Source organism: Alphaproteobacteria bacterium (genome assembly GCA_015231795.1).
GTDB lineage: Bacteria > Pseudomonadota > Alphaproteobacteria > Rhodospirillales > WMHbin7 > WMHbin7.
In genome coordinates this window covers 76,406-96,263 of sequence record JADGAX010000005.1, presented here as the reverse complement: position 1 = coordinate 96,263, position 19,858 = coordinate 76,406, and the positions used below count along the sequence as shown (strand labels likewise).

General features: G+C 62.1%; 24 protein-coding genes. 13 read left to right on the top strand and 11 right to left on the bottom strand.

The genetic code is table 11. From position 1 onward, the window contains the following. Positions 1-11: 11 nt before the first annotated feature. Positions 12-2,348, bottom strand: coding sequence for a CZB domain-containing protein (locus tag HQL44_11810; GenBank protein ID MBF0269265.1), 2,337 nt, complete (start codon positions 2,346-2,348; stop codon positions 12-14). Positions 2,349-2,418: 70 nt separating this feature from the next. Continuing rightward, positions 2,419-3,654: a tyrosine--tRNA ligase gene (locus tag HQL44_11805; GenBank protein MBF0269264.1), complete on the bottom strand. Its 1,236-nt coding sequence runs from the start codon at positions 3,652-3,654 to the stop codon at positions 2,419-2,421. Between the two features lie 64 nt (positions 3,655-3,718). On the opposite strand from HQL44_11805, the gene HQL44_11800 reads away from it, so the two are divergent. Both HQL44_11800 and HQL44_11795 read left to right on the top strand, forming a co-directional pair. Then, entirely contained in the window at positions 3,719-4,777 is a 1,059-nt protein-coding gene (locus HQL44_11800) for an anhydro-N-acetylmuramic acid kinase (protein MBF0269263.1), read from the top strand. A gap of 12 nt (positions 4,778-4,789) precedes the next feature. After that, a complete protein-coding gene (locus HQL44_11795; GenBank protein MBF0269262.1) occupies positions 4,790-5,974 on the top strand; it encodes a twin-arginine translocation signal domain-containing protein in 1,185 nt (394 codons plus the stop codon). A gap of 141 nt (positions 5,975-6,115) precedes the next feature. Here HQL44_11795 and HQL44_11790 read toward each other — a convergent pair whose 3' ends face one another. Beyond that, positions 6,116-6,769 carry an alpha/beta hydrolase gene (locus tag HQL44_11790; GenBank protein MBF0269261.1) on the bottom strand — a complete coding sequence of 218 codons (654 nt, stop codon included), beginning with the start codon at positions 6,767-6,769 and terminating at the stop codon, positions 6,116-6,118. Positions 6,770-6,974: 205 nt separating this feature from the next. On the opposite strand from HQL44_11790, the gene cysE reads away from it, so the two are divergent. Genes cysE through HQL44_11735 form a run of 11 tightly spaced genes read left to right on the top strand, consistent with a single transcriptional unit; the run spans position 6,975 to position 14,076 of the window. Next, positions 6,975-7,706, top strand: a complete 732-nt coding sequence (gene cysE, locus HQL44_11785; protein ID MBF0269260.1) for a serine O-acetyltransferase — start codon at positions 6,975-6,977, stop codon at positions 7,704-7,706. Between the two features lie 52 nt (positions 7,707-7,758). Beyond that, positions 7,759-8,229 (top strand): Rrf2 family transcriptional regulator, encoded by a 471-nt coding sequence (locus HQL44_11780; protein MBF0269259.1) that lies wholly within the window; start codon positions 7,759-7,761, stop codon positions 8,227-8,229. A 15-nt stretch (positions 8,230-8,244) separates the two neighbouring features. Beyond that, on the top strand, positions 8,245-9,480 hold the full coding sequence (locus HQL44_11775) for an IscS subfamily cysteine desulfurase (protein ID MBF0269258.1): 1,236 nt from the start codon (positions 8,245-8,247) through the stop codon (positions 9,478-9,480). 21 nt (positions 9,481-9,501) lie between these two features. Beyond that, a complete protein-coding gene (iscU, locus tag HQL44_11770) occupies positions 9,502-9,909 on the top strand; it encodes a Fe-S cluster assembly scaffold IscU (GenBank protein MBF0269257.1) in 408 nt (135 codons plus the stop codon). Between the two features lie 6 nt (positions 9,910-9,915). After that, entirely contained in the window at positions 9,916-10,254 is a 339-nt protein-coding gene (locus HQL44_11765; protein MBF0269256.1) for an iron-sulfur cluster assembly accessory protein, read from the top strand. A 21-nt stretch (positions 10,255-10,275) separates the two neighbouring features. Continuing rightward, on the top strand, positions 10,276-10,917 hold the full coding sequence (gene hscB / locus HQL44_11760; protein ID MBF0269255.1) for a Fe-S protein assembly co-chaperone HscB: 642 nt from the start codon (positions 10,276-10,278) through the stop codon (positions 10,915-10,917). Continuing rightward, complete coding sequence (gene hscA / locus HQL44_11755; protein ID MBF0269254.1) at positions 10,917-12,800, top strand: Fe-S protein assembly chaperone HscA; 1,884 nt, start codon at positions 10,917-10,919, stop codon at positions 12,798-12,800. Before hscB ends, hscA begins: the two co-directional genes overlap by 1 nt. A 3-nt stretch (positions 12,801-12,803) precedes the next feature. Beyond that, on the top strand, positions 12,804-13,145 hold the full coding sequence (locus tag HQL44_11750; GenBank protein MBF0269253.1) for a ferredoxin family 2Fe-2S iron-sulfur cluster binding protein: 342 nt from the start codon (positions 12,804-12,806) through the stop codon (positions 13,143-13,145). Between the two features lie 8 nt (positions 13,146-13,153). Then, positions 13,154-13,348 (top strand): Fe-S cluster assembly protein IscX, encoded by a 195-nt coding sequence (gene iscX / locus HQL44_11745; protein MBF0269252.1) that lies wholly within the window; start codon positions 13,154-13,156, stop codon positions 13,346-13,348. A gap of 45 nt (positions 13,349-13,393) precedes the next feature. Continuing rightward, entirely contained in the window at positions 13,394-13,702 is a 309-nt protein-coding gene (locus tag HQL44_11740) for a nucleotidyltransferase domain-containing protein (GenBank protein ID MBF0269251.1), read from the top strand. Continuing rightward, on the top strand, positions 13,699-14,076 hold the full coding sequence (locus HQL44_11735; GenBank protein MBF0269250.1) for a HEPN domain-containing protein: 378 nt from the start codon (positions 13,699-13,701) through the stop codon (positions 14,074-14,076). Before HQL44_11740 ends, HQL44_11735 begins: the two co-directional genes overlap by 4 nt. Before the next feature lie 15 nt (positions 14,077-14,091). Here the strand turns inward: HQL44_11735 and HQL44_11730 are convergent, their stop codons facing one another. The 8 genes from HQL44_11730 to tldD all read right to left on the bottom strand — a co-directional run bounded on the left by HQL44_11730 (position 14,092) and on the right by tldD (position 19,851). Then, positions 14,092-15,201, bottom strand: coding sequence for an NADH:flavin oxidoreductase/NADH oxidase (locus HQL44_11730; GenBank protein MBF0269249.1), 1,110 nt, complete (start codon positions 15,199-15,201; stop codon positions 14,092-14,094). 45 nt (positions 15,202-15,246) lie between these two features. Continuing rightward, complete coding sequence (murA, locus tag HQL44_11725) at positions 15,247-16,536, bottom strand: UDP-N-acetylglucosamine 1-carboxyvinyltransferase (GenBank protein MBF0269248.1); 1,290 nt, start codon at positions 16,534-16,536, stop codon at positions 15,247-15,249. 14 nt (positions 16,537-16,550) lie between these two features. Beyond that, the gene (locus HQL44_11720; GenBank protein MBF0269247.1) at positions 16,551-17,120 is read right to left on the bottom strand and encodes a dCTP deaminase; all 570 of its coding nucleotides are present in this window, start codon (positions 17,118-17,120) and stop codon (positions 16,551-16,553) included. 70 nt (positions 17,121-17,190) lie between these two features. Further along, positions 17,191-17,514: a HigA family addiction module antidote protein gene (locus tag HQL44_11715; protein ID MBF0269246.1), complete on the bottom strand. Its 324-nt coding sequence runs from the start codon at positions 17,512-17,514 to the stop codon at positions 17,191-17,193. Beyond that, positions 17,489-17,767: a type II toxin-antitoxin system RelE/ParE family toxin gene (locus HQL44_11710; protein ID MBF0269245.1), complete on the bottom strand. Its 279-nt coding sequence runs from the start codon at positions 17,765-17,767 to the stop codon at positions 17,489-17,491. The genes HQL44_11715 and HQL44_11710 overlap by 26 nt, the downstream gene beginning before the upstream one ends. A 48-nt stretch (positions 17,768-17,815) precedes the next feature. Continuing rightward, positions 17,816-18,094 carry a plasmid stabilization protein gene (locus tag HQL44_11705; protein MBF0269244.1) on the bottom strand — a complete coding sequence of 93 codons (279 nt, stop codon included), beginning with the start codon at positions 18,092-18,094 and terminating at the stop codon, positions 17,816-17,818. Continuing rightward, positions 18,091-18,348: a type II toxin-antitoxin system Phd/YefM family antitoxin gene (locus tag HQL44_11700; protein ID MBF0269243.1), complete on the bottom strand. Its 258-nt coding sequence runs from the start codon at positions 18,346-18,348 to the stop codon at positions 18,091-18,093. Before HQL44_11700 ends, HQL44_11705 begins: the two co-directional genes overlap by 4 nt. Before the next feature lie 69 nt (positions 18,349-18,417). Continuing rightward, positions 18,418-19,851, bottom strand: coding sequence for a metalloprotease TldD (gene tldD, locus HQL44_11695; GenBank protein MBF0269242.1), 1,434 nt, complete (start codon positions 19,849-19,851; stop codon positions 18,418-18,420). Positions 19,852-19,858 lie beyond the last annotated feature (7 nt).

Genomic DNA, 19,858 nt, shown 5'->3' with positions numbered 1-19,858 from the left:
GGGCAAGTGCGTTAAGCCGCCTTCGCGGCGTCCAGATCCTTGGCGATGGCGTCCAGAAGATCCAGCACCTCGTGCGAGGCCGTGTTGAGCCTTCCCATTTCTGCGACCGCTCCGTTCATGTCGCCGGCATCGAAACGCCTGAGCGCCTCCTTGCCGTGCGCATGGACGCGCTGGTGCGGATCGAGCAAATTCTTGAAGGCGGGAAGGCTGACCAAGGCCGGGTCCTTCTGGGCATCGTACCATTTGCCCAGGCGGCAGGTGTGATGGTCGGCCAGTTGGTCGGCTTTCAGGTCGCGCCGTCCGGCCAGGGTTTCGACGATGCGCCGCTTGAACGAGACATGGTCGTTCTTGGCCACCTCGACCAGCACGCGGGCTTCTTGCGACTTGGCGAAGAAGTTGACGCGCTCCTCCAGCGTGGCTCCGGCCTTGTCCATGGCGTCGAGAACGATGTTGATCTCGTCTTGGTTCTTGGCGGCGATGCTGGCGATCATCTGCGTGCCGCTCGACACTTCGCTGGCGGCTTGGCCCTGCTGGGTCAGAATGCCCGCAATGTCTTGCATGCTGGAGGTGACGGAAGCGACGCGCCCTGAAATGTCGCTCAACTGATCGCGCAACTGGGTGATCACGCCGCGCCCCTGATCGACGGCGTCGGCGCTTTCATGCATGTCGCTGACGATGCGGCCCATCTCCGAGCGCAGATGTTCGATGCGAGAGCGGATGTCGTCGGTGGCCTTGCCGGTCTGGGTGGCGAGATTCTTGACCTCGCCCGCCACCACGGCGAAGCCCTTGCCTGCTTCGCCCGCCCTGGCCGCCTCAATCGTCGCGTTCAAGGCCAGCAGGTTGGTCTGCTTGGCGATGGCTTCGATTTGGTCGACGATCTCGCCGATCTGGGCCGAGGCCTCGCTCAAGCGGTCAACGCTGGCCTCGGTTTCGGCAACGCTGCTTTGAATGGCCTCCATGCTGCCCACGGCGTTGTTGGCATTGTGGGCGCCCGTGCCGGTCGCTTCCTCGGCGTGGCGGGCGTCGGACGCCACCTGATTGCCGGTTTGCGAAATAGTCTGGATGTTGGCCACCATTTCCTCGACCGCGGCGGCCACGGATTGGCTTTGCGCGCTGACCTGGCGGATTTCCTGCATCATGTTGACGAAGGTGACGATCGCCTCGTTCGACTGAATGGCCGCCGAGACGATGCCCGCCAGATGCCCTTTCGCCTCCCGACTGAGGTCGGCTTCCTTGCGGCCAAGTTCGGCCATGCGCGATTCGCGCTCGTCTTCCATTTTGGCCAGTTCCAGCCCGCGCTCCTTGAAGAATTGCACCGCCCTGGCCATGCGCCCGATTTCATCCTTGCGGTTCTGCGCCGGAACCTCCATGGCGAAGTCGCGTTTTGCGAAACGGTCCATAGCCTCGGTCATGCGCCGGATGGGAAGGGCGATGCCGTGGGCGATGAAGAAACCGATGGCCGAGGCGGCCAGCACCGCCAGCAGCGCGATGGCGCCGCCGGCAAAGACGGCGTTTTGCGCCTGGGCGGCATAGGCGCTGCTGTCCATCACCAGCTCGACGACGCCCAGGGGGTTGCCCTTGTAATCCTTGATTGAGCGCGCCAGAGCGAAGCGGTTCTCGCCCGGCAGGTGCTTGAGAACGGTTTCGCCGTTCAAGGCCCTGGTCAGACCTTCCTCGCCGACGGCTGGCAGATCGCCGAAGGTCGAAGCGAAGGTGGACAAACCCTTTTCCGAGCGCCTGCGCAGCGCCACGTCAACGCCGGTGCGCTCCTTGTAGGTTTGGAAGAAGGCGGGGCCGAAGCTCATGCCGAATTCGACCGTGCCGACATGTTTGCCCTGATGCGAAACCGGCACGACGGCGCGGATGCCCAGATCGGCCACGCCCGATTCCAGGCCCAGGACGGGCTTCTTCTCTTTGTTGGCCTCCAGAACGGTAAAGCGGAAGGACGACAGATCGTCGCCGAACTTGTCCAGCTTGTGGATGCGCAGAAACGAGGTGGCGGGCGGGGTGTGAAACTGGAACTGCTCGACGCCATAGGTCTTGGCGAAATCCTTGTAGCCGGGGCCGAACAGGTCGGCCAAGCGCTTGCGTTCGCCCTTGGCGTGCGCCTCGGCCACGTCGGGGATGCTGGCGACCAGAGCCGACATGGCTTCGCCCTGGCGGGCACGCTCGTCCATCAGATTGATCAGCCGCTCAAAGTGCGAGTTCAGTTCGCGCTCCGCGGCGTGGTCGATCACACCGTTCAGATAGAAATACTGAACCGTGGTGCCGATAAAAGCGGTAAAGACGGACACCAAAACCAACCCCAGCGCGATGCGCAGGGTCAACGAGATGGAACGTTCGGTCATGGCAAGCTACTCCCCCTAAGTCTCCTTAAGAGGATTCTAATATATCTCTAATTATCAAATGTCCAGTCTGTCAGGCGCTTTTGATCAGGGCGTGGCGCTTCTTTCCGGCGGACAATTTAATCGGCCCATCTTTAAGATCGGCTGGCGCCAGCTTGGCCATTTCGTCGGTGACCGGCGCGTCGTTCAGCTTGATGCCGCCGCCTTTGATCAGACGCCTGGCCTCGCCGTTCGAGGCGGCCATGCCCGCCTTGACCAGAAGCGCATAGACGGTTTCCTCGGCTTCCAGCGTCAGCGTGGGCAGATCGGCGCTTAAACCGCCTTCCTCGAAGGTTTTGCGGGCGGTCTCGGCGGCGGATTTTGCAGCGTCCTCGCCATGCGCCATGCGGGTGGCTTCGCCCGCCAGAATCTTCTTGGCTTCGTTGATGCCCGCCCCTTCCTGGCTTTCCAGGCGCGAAATCTCCGCCTCGGACAATTCGGTGAACAGGCGCAGGAAACGGCCTACGTCGGCGTCTTCGGTGTTGCGCCAGAACTGCCAATAGTCGTAGGGCGAGAGCATGTCGGGGTTCAGCCACACAGCACCCGCCGCCGTTTTGCCCATCTTGGCGCCCGACGATGTGGTGAGCAGCGGCGTGGTCAGGCCGAACAGTTCCTGATTCTCGGCGCGTCGTCCCAGTTCCACGCCGTTGACGATATTGCCCCATTGGTCCGAGCCGCCCATCTGCAGCGCGCATTTGTAATGTCTGGCCAACTCGACGAAGTCGTAGGCCTGCAAGATCATGTAGTTGAATTCCAGGAAGGTCAGCGGCTGCTCGCGCTCGAGGCGCAGCTTCACGGAATCGAAGCTCATCATGCGGTTGATGGTGAAGTGGCGACCGTAATCGCGCAGGAAGGCGATGTAGTGCAGCTTGTCCAGCCAGTCGGCATTGTTGACCATCACGGCGTCGGTGGGGCCGTCGCCGAAGGTCAGGAAGCGCGAGAAGACCTGCTTGATGCCCGCCATGTTGGCGGCGATGTCGGCGTCGGTCAGCAGTTTGCGGCTTTCGTCCTTGCCGGAAGGGTCGCCCACCTTGGTGGTGCCGCCGCCCATCAGCACGATCGGTTTGTGTCCCGACTTTTGCAACAGGCGCAGCAGCATGATCGAGACCAGACTGCCCACATGCAAGCTGGGGGCCGTGCAGTCGAAGCCGATATAGGCCGGAACCACGCCCGACGTCAGGCGCTGATCCAGCGCCTGTTCGTCGGTGCATTGGTGGACATAGCCGCGGGCCTTGGCGGCCTTCAGGAAATCCGAGCGAAGCGTGGTCATGAATGATATCCTTGGGGCGGAAGAAGTCGGGTTTCCTACCACAAAGGGACGAGGGGAACAACGGATGTGGGTCCTGGGTCTGATGAGCGGCACCAGCATGGACGGCGTGGACGCCGCCCTGATCGAGACCGACGGCGTCAAAGTGACCGCTTTCGGCCCCAGTCTGTTCCTGGACTATGACGAGCCGTTCCGCGAGCGGCTGCGCGACGTTCTGGGCCTGCCCGACCCACCCGTCGATCTGGTCTTGGACCTGACCATGCGCCATGTCCAGGCGGTCAGGCAGCTATTGGCCATGCCGGGCGCCAAAGCCGATTTGATCGGTTTTCATGGCCATACCGTGCTGCATCGGCCCCAGCAACGCATGACCTTGCAGATCGGCGATGGCCAGTTGCTGGCTGGAGAGACCGGCATCGACGTGGTGGCCGACTTTCGTTCGAACGACGTCGCCCATGGCGGGCAGGGCGCGCCCCTGGTGCCGGTCTTCCATGCCGCCCTTGCCGACAATTTGGAAAAGCCATTGGCCTTGCTGAATATCGGCGGCGTGGCCAATGTCACCTATATCGGCCCCAATGGCGGCGTGCTGGCCTTCGACACCGGCCCCGGCAACGCCTTGATCGACGATTGGATGCTGGCCATGACCGGCTATCCGATCGATCTGGACGGGCGCTTGGCCCAGGACGGGGTGGTCGACAAGGACGCCGTCGAGGAGTTCCTGGGCCATTCCTGGTTCTCGGCGCCGCCGCCAAAATCGCTCGACCGCGACGAGTTTTCTTTGTTGGCCAAGGGATTGATGGGCGGATTGGCGCCCGCCGACGGGGCCGCCACCCTATGCGCCTTTACGGCCCGGTCGGTGGTGCGGGCCGTCGATTTCCTACCCCGTATTCCCAAACGCTGGCTGGTTGCGGGCGGCGGGCGCAAAAATCCGGTGATGATGGAAGCCTTGCGCCGGGGCCTCAATGTGCCGGTCGATGCGGTTGAAGCGGTGGGCTGGCAGGGCGACGCGCTGGAAGCCCAGGCCTTCGCCTATCTGGCGGCTCGCAGCGTGGCTGGCCTGCCGCTGTCATTCCCCGGCACGACGGGCGTGCCGGAACCCATGACCGGCGGGCGGTTGTTCAGGCCCTAAGTGGGAAAAATCATGCGCCATCCATTGTCCCGAAGGAACTTTCTGGCAGGCTCGGCCGCATTGGGGGCCGCCTCGTTGGCGCCGACGCGCCGATCCATGGGCGCAGCCACGGCCCTTCGCGGATTGGTGATTATGGTGCAGTTTCCGGACGTTTCCTTGCGCATCGACCAGGGTTATGTCGATTCTCGATTCCAGTCGTTGGATGCCTATGTGCAGGAAATGTCCTATGGCGCAAAAAGCCTGGATACCAAATTAAGCGGCTGGCGGATGATGCCCGATCCGCTTTCACGCTACGCTATTTCGCCGGTCAACTTGCAAGTCGACAAAAGCCGAGTGACGAAATTGATTCAAGACGCTATCGACGTTGTGGATGGCGACTACGATTTTTCCGCTTTCGACTATATGGCCGTTTTCATGCGGGCGCGTTTCGTCGATTATGGGATGGTCGGTCTTTGCGGTTATCCCGGCATGCTGGGATGGCAAAGCGGCGTGCCGTTCAAATCGCGAAGCGGCCAACAAGTGCCCGGCGGCGTGGCGATCTTCACCGTTTCCGCCCATTTGGGAACCCTGTTCCACGACTGCGCCCATGTGTGGGGCGGGGTCCAAGACGGCAAGCGCAGGGTGCCCTGCCTTTACGATCACGATCTACAGGTCCTTTATCCGACCTTGGACAGGGGCTGGGCCAATGCGCTGATCAACATGGGGTTCTGGGACCCGATGTCTTGCCATGCCTACAAGCGCGACCTGCCGCCGCCGGGCATTTCATCCTGGACCAAATTGCGCCTGGGCTGGCTTGATGGCGGCAAGGTCAGAGAATTCGGACTTGCCGAGTCGTCGGGCGAAATCGTGTTGGGACCGCTCGAGGATGGATCGTTTGAAACCCTGGCGGTTCGCATCCCGATGACGGACGGCACATTTTTGCTGGTCGAAAACCGCCAGCCGATCGGCGGCTTTGATCCCCATCTTCCCGGAAGCGGCGTTCTGATCATGCGTGCAGATGACAAGGTTGGCGAATGCCGCCATGGCCGCGCCCCAGTGCGTCTGGTCAACGCCGATCCCTCGCACCCTTTCCTGACTGGGGCGGCCTTCGATGTGGGTGGGCGCGATGCCTATACGAGTGTCCAGGATGGCGTCGAAATAAAAGTCCTAGAACGCCTGAACCATGCCCGCCGGATTGCGGTGCGCAGGCTGACTTGAGGGCGTCAATCGAGGCGCCTTCATGCGGCAGGTAGACCGCGTTCTGAGTTAGCGATGCCGCGCGCCAAGTCGCGCCCAGCGGCAACAACCAAAATATCCTTGAAGGCCGTTCGCCTTCGCTCCGGAAATTCGGCTTTTCCGTCAGGCAGCCTTGGGTTTCTCCAGGGCCTTGTCGAGATAATTGCCCGCGATGGAGCCCAGGTCTTCAAGCTGCTCGGTGTAGAAATGGGTGGCGCCCGAGATGGTCTTGTAGGTCACCTCGATCCCCTTCTGGCTGCCCAGCTTGTGGGCCAGTTTGGCGGCGGAAGCCTCGGGGATCACTTCGTCGGCCGTGCCATGCACGATCAGGCCCGAGGCCGGACAAGGCGCCAAGAAAGTGAAATCATAGATGCTGGCGGGCGGCGAGACCGAGATGAACCCCTCGATCTCGGGGCGGCGCATCAAAAGCTGCATGCCGATCCAAGCCCCGAAGGAATAGCCCGCGATCCAGCAGCCGGGCGCGTTGGGATTGTAGGTTTGCAGCCAATCGAGCGCCGAGGCGGCGTCCGACAATTCGCCCTGGCCGTTGTCGAAACGGCCCTGCGAGCGGCCGACGCCGCGGAAATTGAAGCGCAAGGTGGAAAAGCCGCGATTCACGAACGAGTGGTACAGCGTATAGACCACCTTGTTGTTCATGGTGCCGCCCCGCTGCGGATGCGGGTGCAAAACGAGGGCGATCGGCGCGTTGGCTTCCTTGCCGTGGGTGTAACGGCCTTCGATCCGGCCCTCGGGGCCCTGGAAAATGACGTCGGGCATTGAACTCCTGATGCGGCTTGACCCCGCCCCGCCATGACGCCGTCGTCGAAGGCTTGGGACCGGGCTTGTGAAGGAAATCCCTTTTTGCCCGCCATACTTGACCGGCTTAGTCGGGCAACCTATATTCCCCAATACCGTTTAGGGTTATTCGGGCTTTGACTAGCCCCAAGCGGCGGGTCGTATCTATAGCACGGCGGGTAGCCTGATGTTCAAGAGTCTTCGCGAAGATATCGCCTCGATCGCCCAGCGCGATCCCGCAGCCCGTTCAAATCTCGAGATATTGTTCTGCTATCCGGGCCTGCACGCCCTGCTCTTCTACCGCCTCGCGCACTGGCTGTGGGCCTATGAATTCAAGCTGTTGGGTCGTTTCCTCTCGCAAATCGGGCGCATTCTGACCGGGGTCGAGATCCATCCCGGGGCGACCATCGGCAAACGCCTGTTCATCGACCACGGCATGGGCGTGGTGATCGGCGAGACCGCCGTTATCGGCGACGATGTCACTCTTTACCACGGCGTGACCCTGGGCGGCACCAGCCTGCACAAGGGCAAGCGCCATCCTACCTTGGAAGATGGGGTGATCGTGGGATCGGGCGCCCAGATTTTGGGGCCGCATGTGGTCGGCGAGGGGGCCAGGATCGGCGCCAATGCCGTCGTGCTGTCCGACGTGCCCAAGGGCGTCACCATGGTCGGCATTCCGGCCAGGGTCGCCATGCGTCGCCTGAAGAAGGACGAGGAACATGCCTTCCACGCCTACGGGTTGACCAGCGAGCACCTGCCCGATCCGGTGGCACGTACCGCCGAAACCCTGCATCGTCAGGTTTTGCAGCTTACCCAGCGCCTTGAGGAGCTGGAACATCGTCTGGCCGATGCCGAGGGGGTCAAGGATTCCCCAAGCCCGCCAGTCGTTCACGAAACACGCGCCGCCGGTCACGGTTGACCAAGCGAACAGAAGCAACCGGCCCGGCACAACAGGAGAAGGAGACACGCCTGTGAAGTTAAGCACCAAGGGACGCTACGCCGTCATGGCGATGGTCGATCTGGCCACCAAGGGACAAGGCCAGCCGGTGGCTCTGGCCGACATCGCCGACCGCCAGGAAATTTCGCTTTCTTATCTCGAGCAATTGTTCGGGCGTCTGCGCAAGGGCGGCATCGTGAAAAGCGTTCGCGGTCCCGGCGGCGGCTATCTTCTGGCCCGCGCCCCCAACCAGACCCGCATTTCCGACATCGTGCTGGCCGTCGACGAACCCTTGCAGACCACGCGCTGCATGCCCGGCCAGCCTGCGGGATGCCACAACAACAAGGGCCGCTGCCTGACCCACGACCTGTGGGAAGAATTGGGCAACCAGATTTATCTGTTCCTAAGCTCGGTCACGCTGGACGATGTGTGCCAGCGCCGCGTCTTGGGCACCAGCGGCGTCTTCCACGCCGCAGGGGCCACGGGCGCCCAGGCGGCGGAATAACAAGGACGAGATTCGATGAACCATTCGCCTGCCAACGACCAGCCCCGGCCGATCTATCTCGACTATCAGGCCACCACGCCTTGCGACCCCCGGGTCGTGCAGGCGATGCTGCCTTATTTCACCGAGAAGTTCGGCAATCCGCATTCGCGCAACCACATGTATGGCTGGGAAGCGGAAGAGGCGGTCGAGAAGGCCAGGGGACAGATCGGCGCCATCATCGGAGCCTCGGACAAGGAGATCATCTTCACGTCGGGCGCCACCGAGTCCAACAATCTGGCGATCAAGGGCGTGGCCCAGTTCTACAAGGGCAAGAAGAATCACATCGTGACGGTGGTGACCGAGCATAAATGCGTGCTGGACACCTGCCGTCACCTCGAGCTTGAAGGGTTCGAGATCACCTATCTGCCGGTCAAGCAAGACGGGCTTATCGACCTGGATCAGTTGAAATCAGCCATCAAGGACACGACGGTTCTGGTTTCGGTGATGGCGGTCAACAACGAGATCGGCGTCATTCAGCCGATGGCCGAGATCGGCGCCATTTGCCGGTCGAAGGGCGTCTTCTTCCATACCGATTGCGCGCAGGCGGTGGGCAAGATTCCGCTGGATGTCGACGCCATGAACATCGATCTGATGAGCATTTCCGGCCACAAGATTTACGGCCCCAAGGGTGTCGGCGCGCTTTACGTGCGCAGAAAGCCCCGCGTGCGGGTGCTGGCGCAGATCAATGGCGGCGGCCAAGAGCGCGGCATGCGTTCGGGCACGCTGGCCACCCCCTTATGCGTCGGCCTGGGCGAGGCTTGCGAGATCGCCAAGGCGGAAATGGATGACGAGGCCAAGCGCCTGACGGCCATGCGCGACCGCTTCCATAAACGAGTGACCGACGGGCTGCCCGAAGTGTTTCTGAACGGCCACCCCCAGCACCGCGTGCCGGGAAATCTCAACCTGTCCTTCGCCTTCGTCGAGGGTGAGGGGCTGATGATGGCGGTCAAGGAACTGGCGGTGTCCTCGGGGTCGGCTTGCACATCGGCGTCGCTGGAACCTTCGTATGTGCTGCGGGCGCTGGGCCTTGAGGCAGAGATGGCGCATACGTCCTTGCGCATCGGCATCGGGCGCTTCACCACCGAGGCCGAACTGGAATTCGCGGCCGATCTTCTGATCGAGCGGGTGACGAAATTGCGCTCGTTCAGCCCGCTTTGGGAAATGGCTCAACAGGGCATCGACATCAAGTCGATCCAGTGGGCGGAACATTAAGTAGAGTAAGGAGTACCTCACATGTCATACAGCGACAAGGTCATCGACCATTTCGAGAATCCCAGGAATGTGGGTTCCCTGAACAAGGACGATACGCATGTCGGCACCGGTCTGGTTGGCGCGCCCGCCTGCGGCGACGTCATGCGCCTGCAAATCCAGGTCAGCCCCGAAGGCATCATCGAGGACGCCAAGTTCAAGACCTTCGGTTGCGGATCGGCCATCGCTTCCAGTTCGCTGGTCACCGAATGGGTGAAGGGCAAGACGCTGGACGAAGCGGCGGCCATCAAGAACACCCATATCGCCGAACATCTGGCGTTGCCGCCGGTCAAGATCCATTGTTCGGTGCTGGCCGAGGACGCCATCAAGGCGGCGATCAGCGACTACAAGACGAAACACGGCGCCGGCAAAGACGGCGAAGCGGCGGAGTAAGCATTCATGGACAGGCCAACACCACTTACCATCACCGATGCCGCCGCCGAGCGCGTGAAGGCTTTGATCGCCAAGCGCGGCAAGCCGACGGCGGGCATTCGCATCGGCGTTCGTTCCAAGGGCTGCTCGGGCATGTCCTACACGGTCGAATTCGCAGACGAGAAAAGCCCCTATGACGAAACGGTCGAGGACAAGGGCGTCACGGTCTACATCGATCCCAAGGCGACCATGTTCATTTTGGGCACCGAGATGGATTATGTCGAAGAGCAGATGAAAAGCGGTTTCGTCTTCCGCAATCCCAACGAGAAGGGGCGCTGCGGCTGCGGCGAGTCCTTCCATATCTGATGGGCCACGTCTGAGCGGGTCATGAATTTCGAAGCGCATCATACAGACGGGCTTGAAGCCTGTGTCGTCGAGTGTTGGTCCTGCAAGGGGCCAGCCAGCCCGCGCGCTCTGTTCTGTTCGGTCTGCGGAGCCGTGCAGCCGCCGCGCCCGCTCGATCATTTCCAGCGGCTGGGCCTGATGCCCAGCTTCGACATCGATCAGGGCGAGCTTGAACGGCACTATTTTGGTTTTCAGCGCCGATTGCATCCCGACCGCTTCGCCGCCAAGTCGGGCAAGGAACGGCTGAACAGCCAGCAGCAGGCGATGGCGTTGAACGAATCCTACGAGACGCTGAAAGACCCGTTGAAGCGCGCCGCCTATCTGTTGAAGCTGAAAGGCAAGAAGGTGGACGACGCCGACGGGGCCACGATTTCCGATCCCATGCTTTTGATGGAACAGATGGAAGCCAGGGAAGCCCTGATGGAAGCCGATTCGGCCGAGCAGGTGCAGGCCATTCTGGCCAGGACGGAATCGGACATCGCCTATGCCGTCGACGACCTGTCGCAGGCCTTTCAGGCCGGTTGCCTGGACGGCGCGGCCAAACTGGTGCTGAAAATGAAATATCTGCTGCGCCTGTCCGACGAGGCCAGGGGGCGCAAGGCGCGCCTGATGAAGGGGGCATAGTGAGCGACGATCTTCTGTTCGATATTTTCGAACCCGGCGAAACGCCTTTGCCCCACGCCGACGACGAGGTGGCGGTGGGCATCGATCTGGGCACCACCAATTCAGTGGTGGCGATCTCGAAGAGCGGCAAGCCCGAAGTGCTGCGCGACGCCAAGGCCCGCACGCTCATTCCCTCCGTCGTGGCCTATGGCGACGACGGCTCGGTGATCGTGGGCGCCGAAGCCAGAGAGTTGATCCTGGACCGTCCGCATGACGTGGTCAGTTCGATCAAGCGGCTGATGGGGCGCGGCATCGAGGACATCAAGGCGGTGGCGGGCCAACTGCCCTTCGAGGTGGATGGCGACGCCAGCGGCATGGTGCGCATCAAGGTAGCCGGGCGCACGCTGACTCCGGTCGAGATTTCCGCCGACATCCTAAGGGCGGTGCGCGCCCAGGCCGAACAGGCCCTGGGCAAGAAGGTGCCCAAGGCGGTGATCACCGTTCCCGCCTATTTCGACGATGCGGCCAGAACCGCCACCAAGGACGCGGCTAGGCTGGCGGGCATCGAGGTTTTGCGCCTCGTCAACGAGCCGACGGCGGCGGCGTTGGCCTATGGCCTCGATCAGGGCGCCGAGGGGCTTTACGCCGTTTACGATCTGGGCGGCGGCACTTTCGACGTGTCGCTGCTGCGCATGGAAAAAGGCGTCTTCCAGGTCAAGGCCACCGGCGGCGACGCCGCCCTTGGCGGCGACGACATCGATCATATGATCGCCGAGAAATTCCTGCACGAGCGATCCGAGACCGATTTGAATCCCGGCAAGGTCAAACAGGCGTTGATGACGGCCAGGGTGGCCAAGGAATGTCTGACCGCGCGCGACAGCGGCGAATGGATGCTGGAATTCGACGGGCGCACCAGCCGTCACGCGCTGTCCCGCGCCGAGTTGGACGCCATGATCGCGCCCTTGGTTCAACGCACGATGTCGATTTGCCGCCAGGTGCTGGAAGACGGCGGCGCAGCGCCTGGCGACGTCAAGGGCGTGGTGCTGGTGGGCGGCTCGACGCGTGTGCCCGCCGTGCGCCAGGCGGTGGCCGATCTGTTCGGCGCCATGCCGTTGGCCAACATCAATCCCGACGAAGTGGTGGCGGTGGGCGCCGCCCAACAAGCAGAAGCCCTGACCGTCGGTTCCGACACGCTGTTGCTGGATGTCACGCCCTTGTCGCTGGGGTTGGAAACCATGGGCGGCATCGTCGAGAAGGTGATCTTCCGCAATACGCCCATTCCCACCGCCATGGCCCAGGAATTCACCACCTATCAGGACGGCCAGACGGCGATGATGATCCATGTCGTGCAAGGCGAGCGCGAATTGGTCAGTCAGAACCGTTCGCTGGCCCGTTTCACCCTGTCGGGCATTCCGCCGATGGCGGCGGGGGCGGCTAGGATTCGCGTCTCCTTTACCGTCGATGCCGACGGCTTGCTGACCGTCTCGGCCCGCGAAACCGCGACCGGCGTCGAATCGCAAGTGCAGGTCAAGCCCAGCTATGGGCTTTCCGAAGACGAAATGGCCGCCATGCTGAAAGACAGCATGGAACATGCGAAGGAAGATATGGCCGCCCGCCTGCTGGCCGAATCGAAGGTTGACGCCAAGCGCAACGCGCTGGCCGTGAAGGCGGCGCTGGCGCATGACGGCGACCTGTTGTCGCAAGAGGAATGGGGCCTGATCGATCAGGCCCTTGCCAAGGTGGACGCGGCTTGCCAAGGTACGGACCGCGAGGCCGTGCTGGCGGCCAGCGACGCCCTGGAGACGGCCACCAAGCCGTTTGCCGAAAAACGTATGGACCGGGGCATCAGAAAGGCGCTGGCTGGGGTCAGCATGGACAATCTTGAGAAGCGCGTGGGGGAATGACGAATGCCCAAGATGACTTTTATCGACCGCGACGGCAAGGCTCGCGAAGTGGAAGCGCCCGAAGGCCTGTCGGTCCTTGAGATCGCGCATCGCAACCATCTCGACCTGGAAGGCGCTTGCGAAGGGTCGCTGGCCTGCTCGACCTGTCATATCGTGGTCGATCCGAAATGGTACGGCAAATTGAAGGACGCCAGCGACGACGAGGAAGACATGCTGGACCTAGCCTTTGGCCTGACGCAAACCTCGCGCCTGGGCTGCCAGATCATCATGACCAAGGAGCTGGACGGGCTGGTGGTGACCATTCCCACGGCGTCTCGCAACATGATGGTGGACAAGAAAAAATGAGCAAGCCGATGAAGTGGCAGGACGTTCACGACATCGCCATCGCGCTGGAAGACGCGCATCCCGACGCCGACAATGTGAATCTGCGCTTCACCGACCTGCACAAATGGATCTGTGGGCTTGAGGACTTCGCCGACGATCCCCTAAAGTCGAACGAAAAAATCCTGGAAGCCATCCAGCTTGCCTGGATCGACGAGCGGGAGTAGGGCTGGCGTCTTTCCCCCAGGCCGGTTTCATTGTAGGATCGGTCCATGATGCAGACGAACATTCCAGAGGAATTCAAGCGCCGCGCCCAGGTGGCATTGCCAGGAAGGGTGGAGCGCGTCGTGCTGTTCGGATCGCGCGCCAGGGGTGATTCCGGTCCCGAATCAGACTGGGACATGGCGGTCTTTCTGAAGGGCGGCGCCGATAGCCGCGATCTGTGCGCCTTGGCCGATGCGGCCTATGACATGATTTTGGAAACCGGCGAGTTCATCCAGCCCGTGGCCTTTCCGGCGGATCAACCCGTTTCCGATCTGTCCATTCTTCGCAATATCGAAAGGCAGGGCGTGGCGGTTTGAGGCAAGAAGCGGCGCTTCATCTTTGCAAGGCCCGAGACTTCCTTGATCAAATGCAAGGACTTGATCCCGAGAGAATGGCCGAGACATTGGTGCATCAGGCCTACTACGCCATGTTTCATGCCGCCATTTCCGTTCTCTTATTTCAAGGAGAAGAAGCGCCGGTTCGCCATGCCATGGTGGTGGGACGCTTCGGGCAAAAGGTTAAAGGCATGGATGACCATGCAAGACTGATGGGCCGCGCTTTCAACCGCGCCCATGATTTGCGCTTGGCCGCCGATTACGCTGTTGGCAGCAAGGTGCTGGCCGAGTCTGCAAAGGGCTTGGCCGAGGATGCCAAGCGATTTGTCGCCTTTTGCGAAGGCCTGTGCCGCTGATTATTGGAGCATACACTACGAATTGCCGCCTCTCGCAAGTCTCGCCCCCGGCCAGAGTTTGGGATGGGCGCGGGCGTAGCGGAAGGGGTAGGGCATGTCCACGCCCAAGGCCTCGGCGGCATGCCAGACCCAATGCGGATCATCCAGGAAGCCTCGGCCCAGCGCGATCATGTCGGCTTGGCCCTTCGCCAGAATCTCCTCGGCCTGAGCGGGATTGGCGATCATGCCGACGGCGCGCGTCAGGATGCCGGTTTCCTTCTTGATGCGTTCGGCCAGCGCCACCTGATAGCCCGGCTCACCGCCCGGTATCTTGGCGTCGGGCACCATGCCGCCCGACGAGACGCAGACGAAATCATAGCCCAATTCCCGGACCTTCTTGACATAGACGACCGCTTCGTCCGGCGTGAAGCCGCCATCCTTCCAATCGGTGGCGCTGATGCGAAAGCCCAACGGCTTGTCTTGCGGCCAGACGGCGCGCACCGCCTGCAAAACATGAAGCGGGAAGCGCATGCGGTTTTCCAGCGTGCCGCCGAAATGGTCGGCGCGCTGGTTGGCCAAGGGCGAAAGAAATTGGTTCAGCAAATAGCCATGCGCCGAATGCACCTCGATGGCGTCGAAGCCCGCCCGCAGGGCGCGTTTGGCGGCGTCGGCGAAGGCACTTTCAACGCGCGACAAGTCTTCCTCGCTGGCCGCCTGGGGGGCGACCCACTGATCCGAGAAGGCGATGGCCGAGGGGGCGATCAGATCCCAGCCGCCCTCGGCGGGCGGCAGATAAGACGTGCCGGTCTTCAAGCTGGTCGATGCCTTGCGTCCGGCATGGGCCAACTGCACGCAAATCAATCCGTCGCCAAAGGTTTTCAGCGTCGCCACCAATTGGGCGAAGGCGGCTTCGCAGGCGTCGTCGTAAAGACCCAGGCAGGCGGGCGAGATGCGCCCGATCGGCTCTACGCCCGTCGCCTCGACCACCAGCATGCCGACGCCGCCCGCCATCAGCGAACCGTAATGCATCAGATGCCAGGGTTGGGCCAAGCCGTTCACGGCGGCGTATTGGCACATGGGAGCCACCACGGCGCGGTTGGCCAGCGTGGCGGAGCGGATGGACAAGGGCTTGAACAGAATGGGCATTGGGGCCTCCATCGTCGGATGGCGGCCATTGTGCCCCCCCAGTCGCTATTCCTTCAAGCGCTCGATTCTGGCGCCGCAGCCCGCCAGCTTTTCTTCCAAGCGCTCGTAGCCGCGATCCAGATGATAGACGCGGCTGACCACGGTTTCGCCCTTGGCCGCCAATCCGGCCAGCACCAGCGAGACCGAGGCGCGCAGATCGGTGGCCATGACCTGGGCGCCCGACAGATTGCTTGACCCGCGCACGATGGCCGAAGAACCATGCACATTCACCTTGGCCCCCATGCGCGCCAGTTCCGGCACATGCATGAAGCGGTTCTCGAAAATGGTTTCGGTGATCATGCTGGCCCCCTTCACCGTCGCCATCAGGGCCATGAACTGGGCTTGCATGTCGGTGGGAAAGCCGGGATAGGGTTCGGTCATGATGTCGACGCCGACCAGATCATTCTCGCGCGCCGAAACGATCAGGCCCTTGGGGCCGTCTTCCAGCACCACGCCCGCATTGATCAGCACTTTCTCCACCGCTTCCAGCGTGTCGCGCCTGGCGCCGATCAGCTCGATCCGTCCCCTTGTAATGGCGGCGGCAACCGCGAAGGAGCCTGTTTCGATGCGATCCGCCACTACGGCATGGGCAGCGCCATGCAGGCTTGTCTTGCCCTTGACGCGCAAGGTGCCGGTGCCGATGCCCTCGATCTCGGCGCCCATGGAAACCAAGCACTGCGCCAGATCGCTGACTTCGGGTTCGCGCGCCGCGTTCACGATCACCGTTTCGCCGTCGGCTAGGCACGCCGCCATCAATGTGTTTTCGGTGGCACCCACGGAAACCATGGGAAAGGCGACCCTGGCGCCCTTCAAACCCTTGGGGGCCTTGGCGTAGATATAGCCTTCCTTCAATTCGATTTGGGCGCCCATCTGTTCCAGCGCCATCAGATGCAGATCGACCGGTCTGGTGCCGATGGCGCAGCCGCCGGGCAGCGACACTTTGGCCACGCCCTCGCGGGCCACCAACGGCCCCAGCACCAGAACCGAAGCCCGCATGCGGCGCACCAGATCGTAGGGCGCTTCGGTGCTGGCGATTTTCTCGGCCCTGAAATCCATCACGCGCCCGGCAAAGCCGCCTTGCTGCGAATCGGCGCCGTTCAGCCCCAACATCACCCCATGCTGGGCCAGCAGATTGGCCATGGTCGAGATGTCGGCCAGATGCGGCAGGTTGGACAGCGTCAGCGTCTCGCTGGTCAGCAAGCTGGCCGCCATCAGGGGAAGGGCCGCGTTCTTGGCGCCGCCGATGGGAATGCTGCCTTCAAGCGGCACGCCGCCCAGAATGCGGATACGATCCATTCGAGATTTAGTCCTTACAACTTGGGAAGGGTGACGCCCTGCTGGCCCATATATTTGCCGGAACGGTCGGCATAGGACACTTCGCAAGGACTGTCGGCTTTCAGGAAAATGAACTGGCAAGCGCCCTCATTGGCGTAGATGCGGGCGGGCAGCGGCGTGGTGTTCGAGAATTCCAGCGTCACATGGCCCTCCCAGCCGGGTTCCAGGGGGGTGACGTTGACGATGATGCCGCAGCGGGCATAGGTGCTTTTGCCCAGGCAGATGACCAGCACGTCGCGGGGGATGCGGAAATATTCCACCGTGCGGGCCAGCGCGAAACTGTTGGGCGGAATGATGCATTGCGGCCCCTCGCGCTCGACGAAACTTTGCTTGGGGAAGTTCTTGGGATCGACCACCACCGAATCGACGTCGGTGAAGATCTTGAATTCGGGGGCGACGCGGGCGTCGTAGCCGTAAGACGAGACGCCATAGCTGATCACGCCCTGGTTTTGGCCGTCGGTGCGGATTAGCCGATCCGCGAACGGCTCGATCATGCCCGTTTTCAGGGCCTGTTCGCGAATCCAATGGTCGGGCATGACGGGCATGGCGGGGAATCCCTGTTGGCTGGGAACTTGTAGCCCAGCAGGGGCCAAGGATCAATGGATTGTGGGGGGATTAGGCCGCTTTGCGCTGTTTGACTGTCTTTTCAATCATCTTGCCGCTTTCGGCTTGGGCGACGGCCAAGTCGTAATTGGTCTGAAGATTGAGCCACACGAGGGGGCCGGTGCCGAAATACTGACCCAGGCGCAGGGCGGTGTCGGCGGTGACGGCGCGTTTGCCGGCGACGATCTCGGATATCCGGTTGGCGGGAACGTTAAGGGCGTTCGCCAGCTTGTTGGAGGACAGACCCAATTCCGCCAATTCGTCAGCCAGAATCTCGCCAGGATGGACAGGGGGGAACCCTGGCTTTTTGTCAATGGTAATCGACGATTTCGACATCGTAGGCGTCTCCATTCTCGAAGCGGAAACATATCCGCCATTGCATGTTGATCCGGACGCTGTACTGGCCCTTGCGCTTGCCGCCAAGGGCCTCGAAGCGGTTGGACGGCAGGGCCATCAGCGCTTCAATGTTGTTGGCAGCGTCGAGATATGCTATCCGCCGCTTTGCTTGTCCAGCGAAGACTTCGAACTCCTTCACGCGCTCGCCGTCGTAGAAGCGCTTCGTTCGCTTGTCGGCAATGGATTTAATCATGTCGAAGACTACTACGCTGTACGTACAGCGTCAAGGTGCCCCAAACCCCTATTTATAAACCTCGTCATGATCGCCAACATTCACCGGGATGATCTCGCTTTCACGGATGATCAGTTCCAGCGTGATGCGATAAGACAAGTTGATCGAAACCGAGTGCAGCCTGGACAGCCGCCCAGACAGCGCATGCAGACGCAGCGAAGGGTGAAAGGGATTGGCTTCCAGCAGCTTGAGACATTTGAGATATTGCCGCTCAAGGTCCGGATGGCGCTTGAGAAAGCGGGCGGCTCTTCGCTCGTACTGCTCGGTGAAAACGAGCCGATAGCTCATATGCGGGCTTTGATCCGCTTCAGATGATCTTCCGGCGAATCCCTTGAGACTCTGCCGCTTGCCAGATCGGCTTCGGTTTCGGACAGGGCCGCTTCCAGTTCGCATTCGCGCAGGTAGTGATAATGCGCGATGTCCATCACGACGAAGCGATCCTTCCCGCGCACGGTGACGATTGCTTCGGGGCCTTGTTCCAGCGCCGCTTCGATGGCGGCGATGCCTTTCGTTTTAAGGTCGTTGGCCGACAGGTGGGTCATGGCGTGATTGATTTCAGACAGTTAATCGCATGAATAAGCGTATTCCCAATCGTACGATTAAGCAAGCGGTCAGACCTGCGTTCCCCCTACCGTCATGGCCGACAGTTTCAAGGTCGGCTGGCCGACGCCGACCGCCACGCCCTGGCCGTCCTTGCCGCAGGTGCCGACGCCCGAATCAAGTTCCAGGTCGTTGCCGATCATGGAGATTTTCAGCAAAGCGTCGGCGCCGCTGCCGGTCAGCGTAGCGCCCTTGACGGGCGCCCCGACCTTGCCGTTCTCGACCAGATAGGCTTCCGATGCCGAGAAGACGAACTTGCCCGAGGTGATGTCCACCTGTCCGCCGCCGAAATTGACGGCGTAAAGCCCCTTCTTGACCGAGGCCAAGATCTCTTTCGGGTCCTTGTCGCCCGCCAGCATGAAGGTGTTGGTCATGCGGGGCAGGGGCGGATGGGCGTGGCTTTGGCGCCGCCCGTTGCCGGTGGGCTTGGCTCCCATCAGGCGCGCGTTCAGCCGGTCGAACAGATAGCCGGTCAGGATGCCGTCCTCGATCAGCACGGTGCGCCCCGAAGGCGTGCCTTCGTCATCGACCGTGATCGAGCCGCGACGGTCAGGCAGGGTGCCGTCGTCAACCACCGTAACGCCGGGGGCGGCGATGCGGCTGCCCATCAGGCCCGAGAAGGCCGAGGTTTTCTTGCGGTTGAAGTCGCCTTCCAGCCCATGGCCCACCGCCTCGTGCAGCAGCACGCCGGGCCAGCCGGGTCCCAGCACCACTTCCATCTCTCCGGCGGGGGCGGGTACCGATTCCAGATTGACCCTGGCTTGGCGGATGGCTTCGTCGACGGCGGCCTTCCAGGCGCTTGGGTCCAAAAGCCCGTCGAAGCCGACGCGACCGCCAAAACCGTGGCCGCCCGATTCCATGCGTCCGTTCTCGTTCAGCACCACCGACACGTTCAGGCGCACCAGCGGGCGGATGTCGGCCGATTCCGAGCCGTCGGCCCTGATGATGCGCACCGCCTGCCAGGACCCCAGAACCGAGGTCATGACCTGAACGGCCCTTGAATCGGCGGCTCTGGCATAGGCGTCGATCTCGCCCAGCAGCTTGACCTTGGCGTCGAAAGAATGTCCGGCCAACGGATTGGCGTCGGTGTAAAGCAGGCGGTTGGTGCCCTGTGGGGGCGCGGCAAGCGTACCCGAATGGCCCTGGCGCACTGCCTTCACCGCCTGGGCGGCCCTTTTCAGGGCTGCCTCGCCGATCTCGCTGGCATGGGCGAACCCCACCGCCTCGTCGGCCACGGCGCGCAGTCCAAAGCCGATGCCCGAATCGAAGCTCGCACTTTTGATGCGCCCATCGTCGAGAGCGATGCTTTCGCTCTGTCTGGCTTCCAAGAACAATTCGCCGTCGTCGCAGCCTTCCAGCGTCTCCTTGACGATCCGCTTGGCGGCAAGGGGGTCCAGGCCGTCTTTGCTAAAGAAAAGGTCGTTGGTGGCGGCAAGGTGGGGCATGATAAGG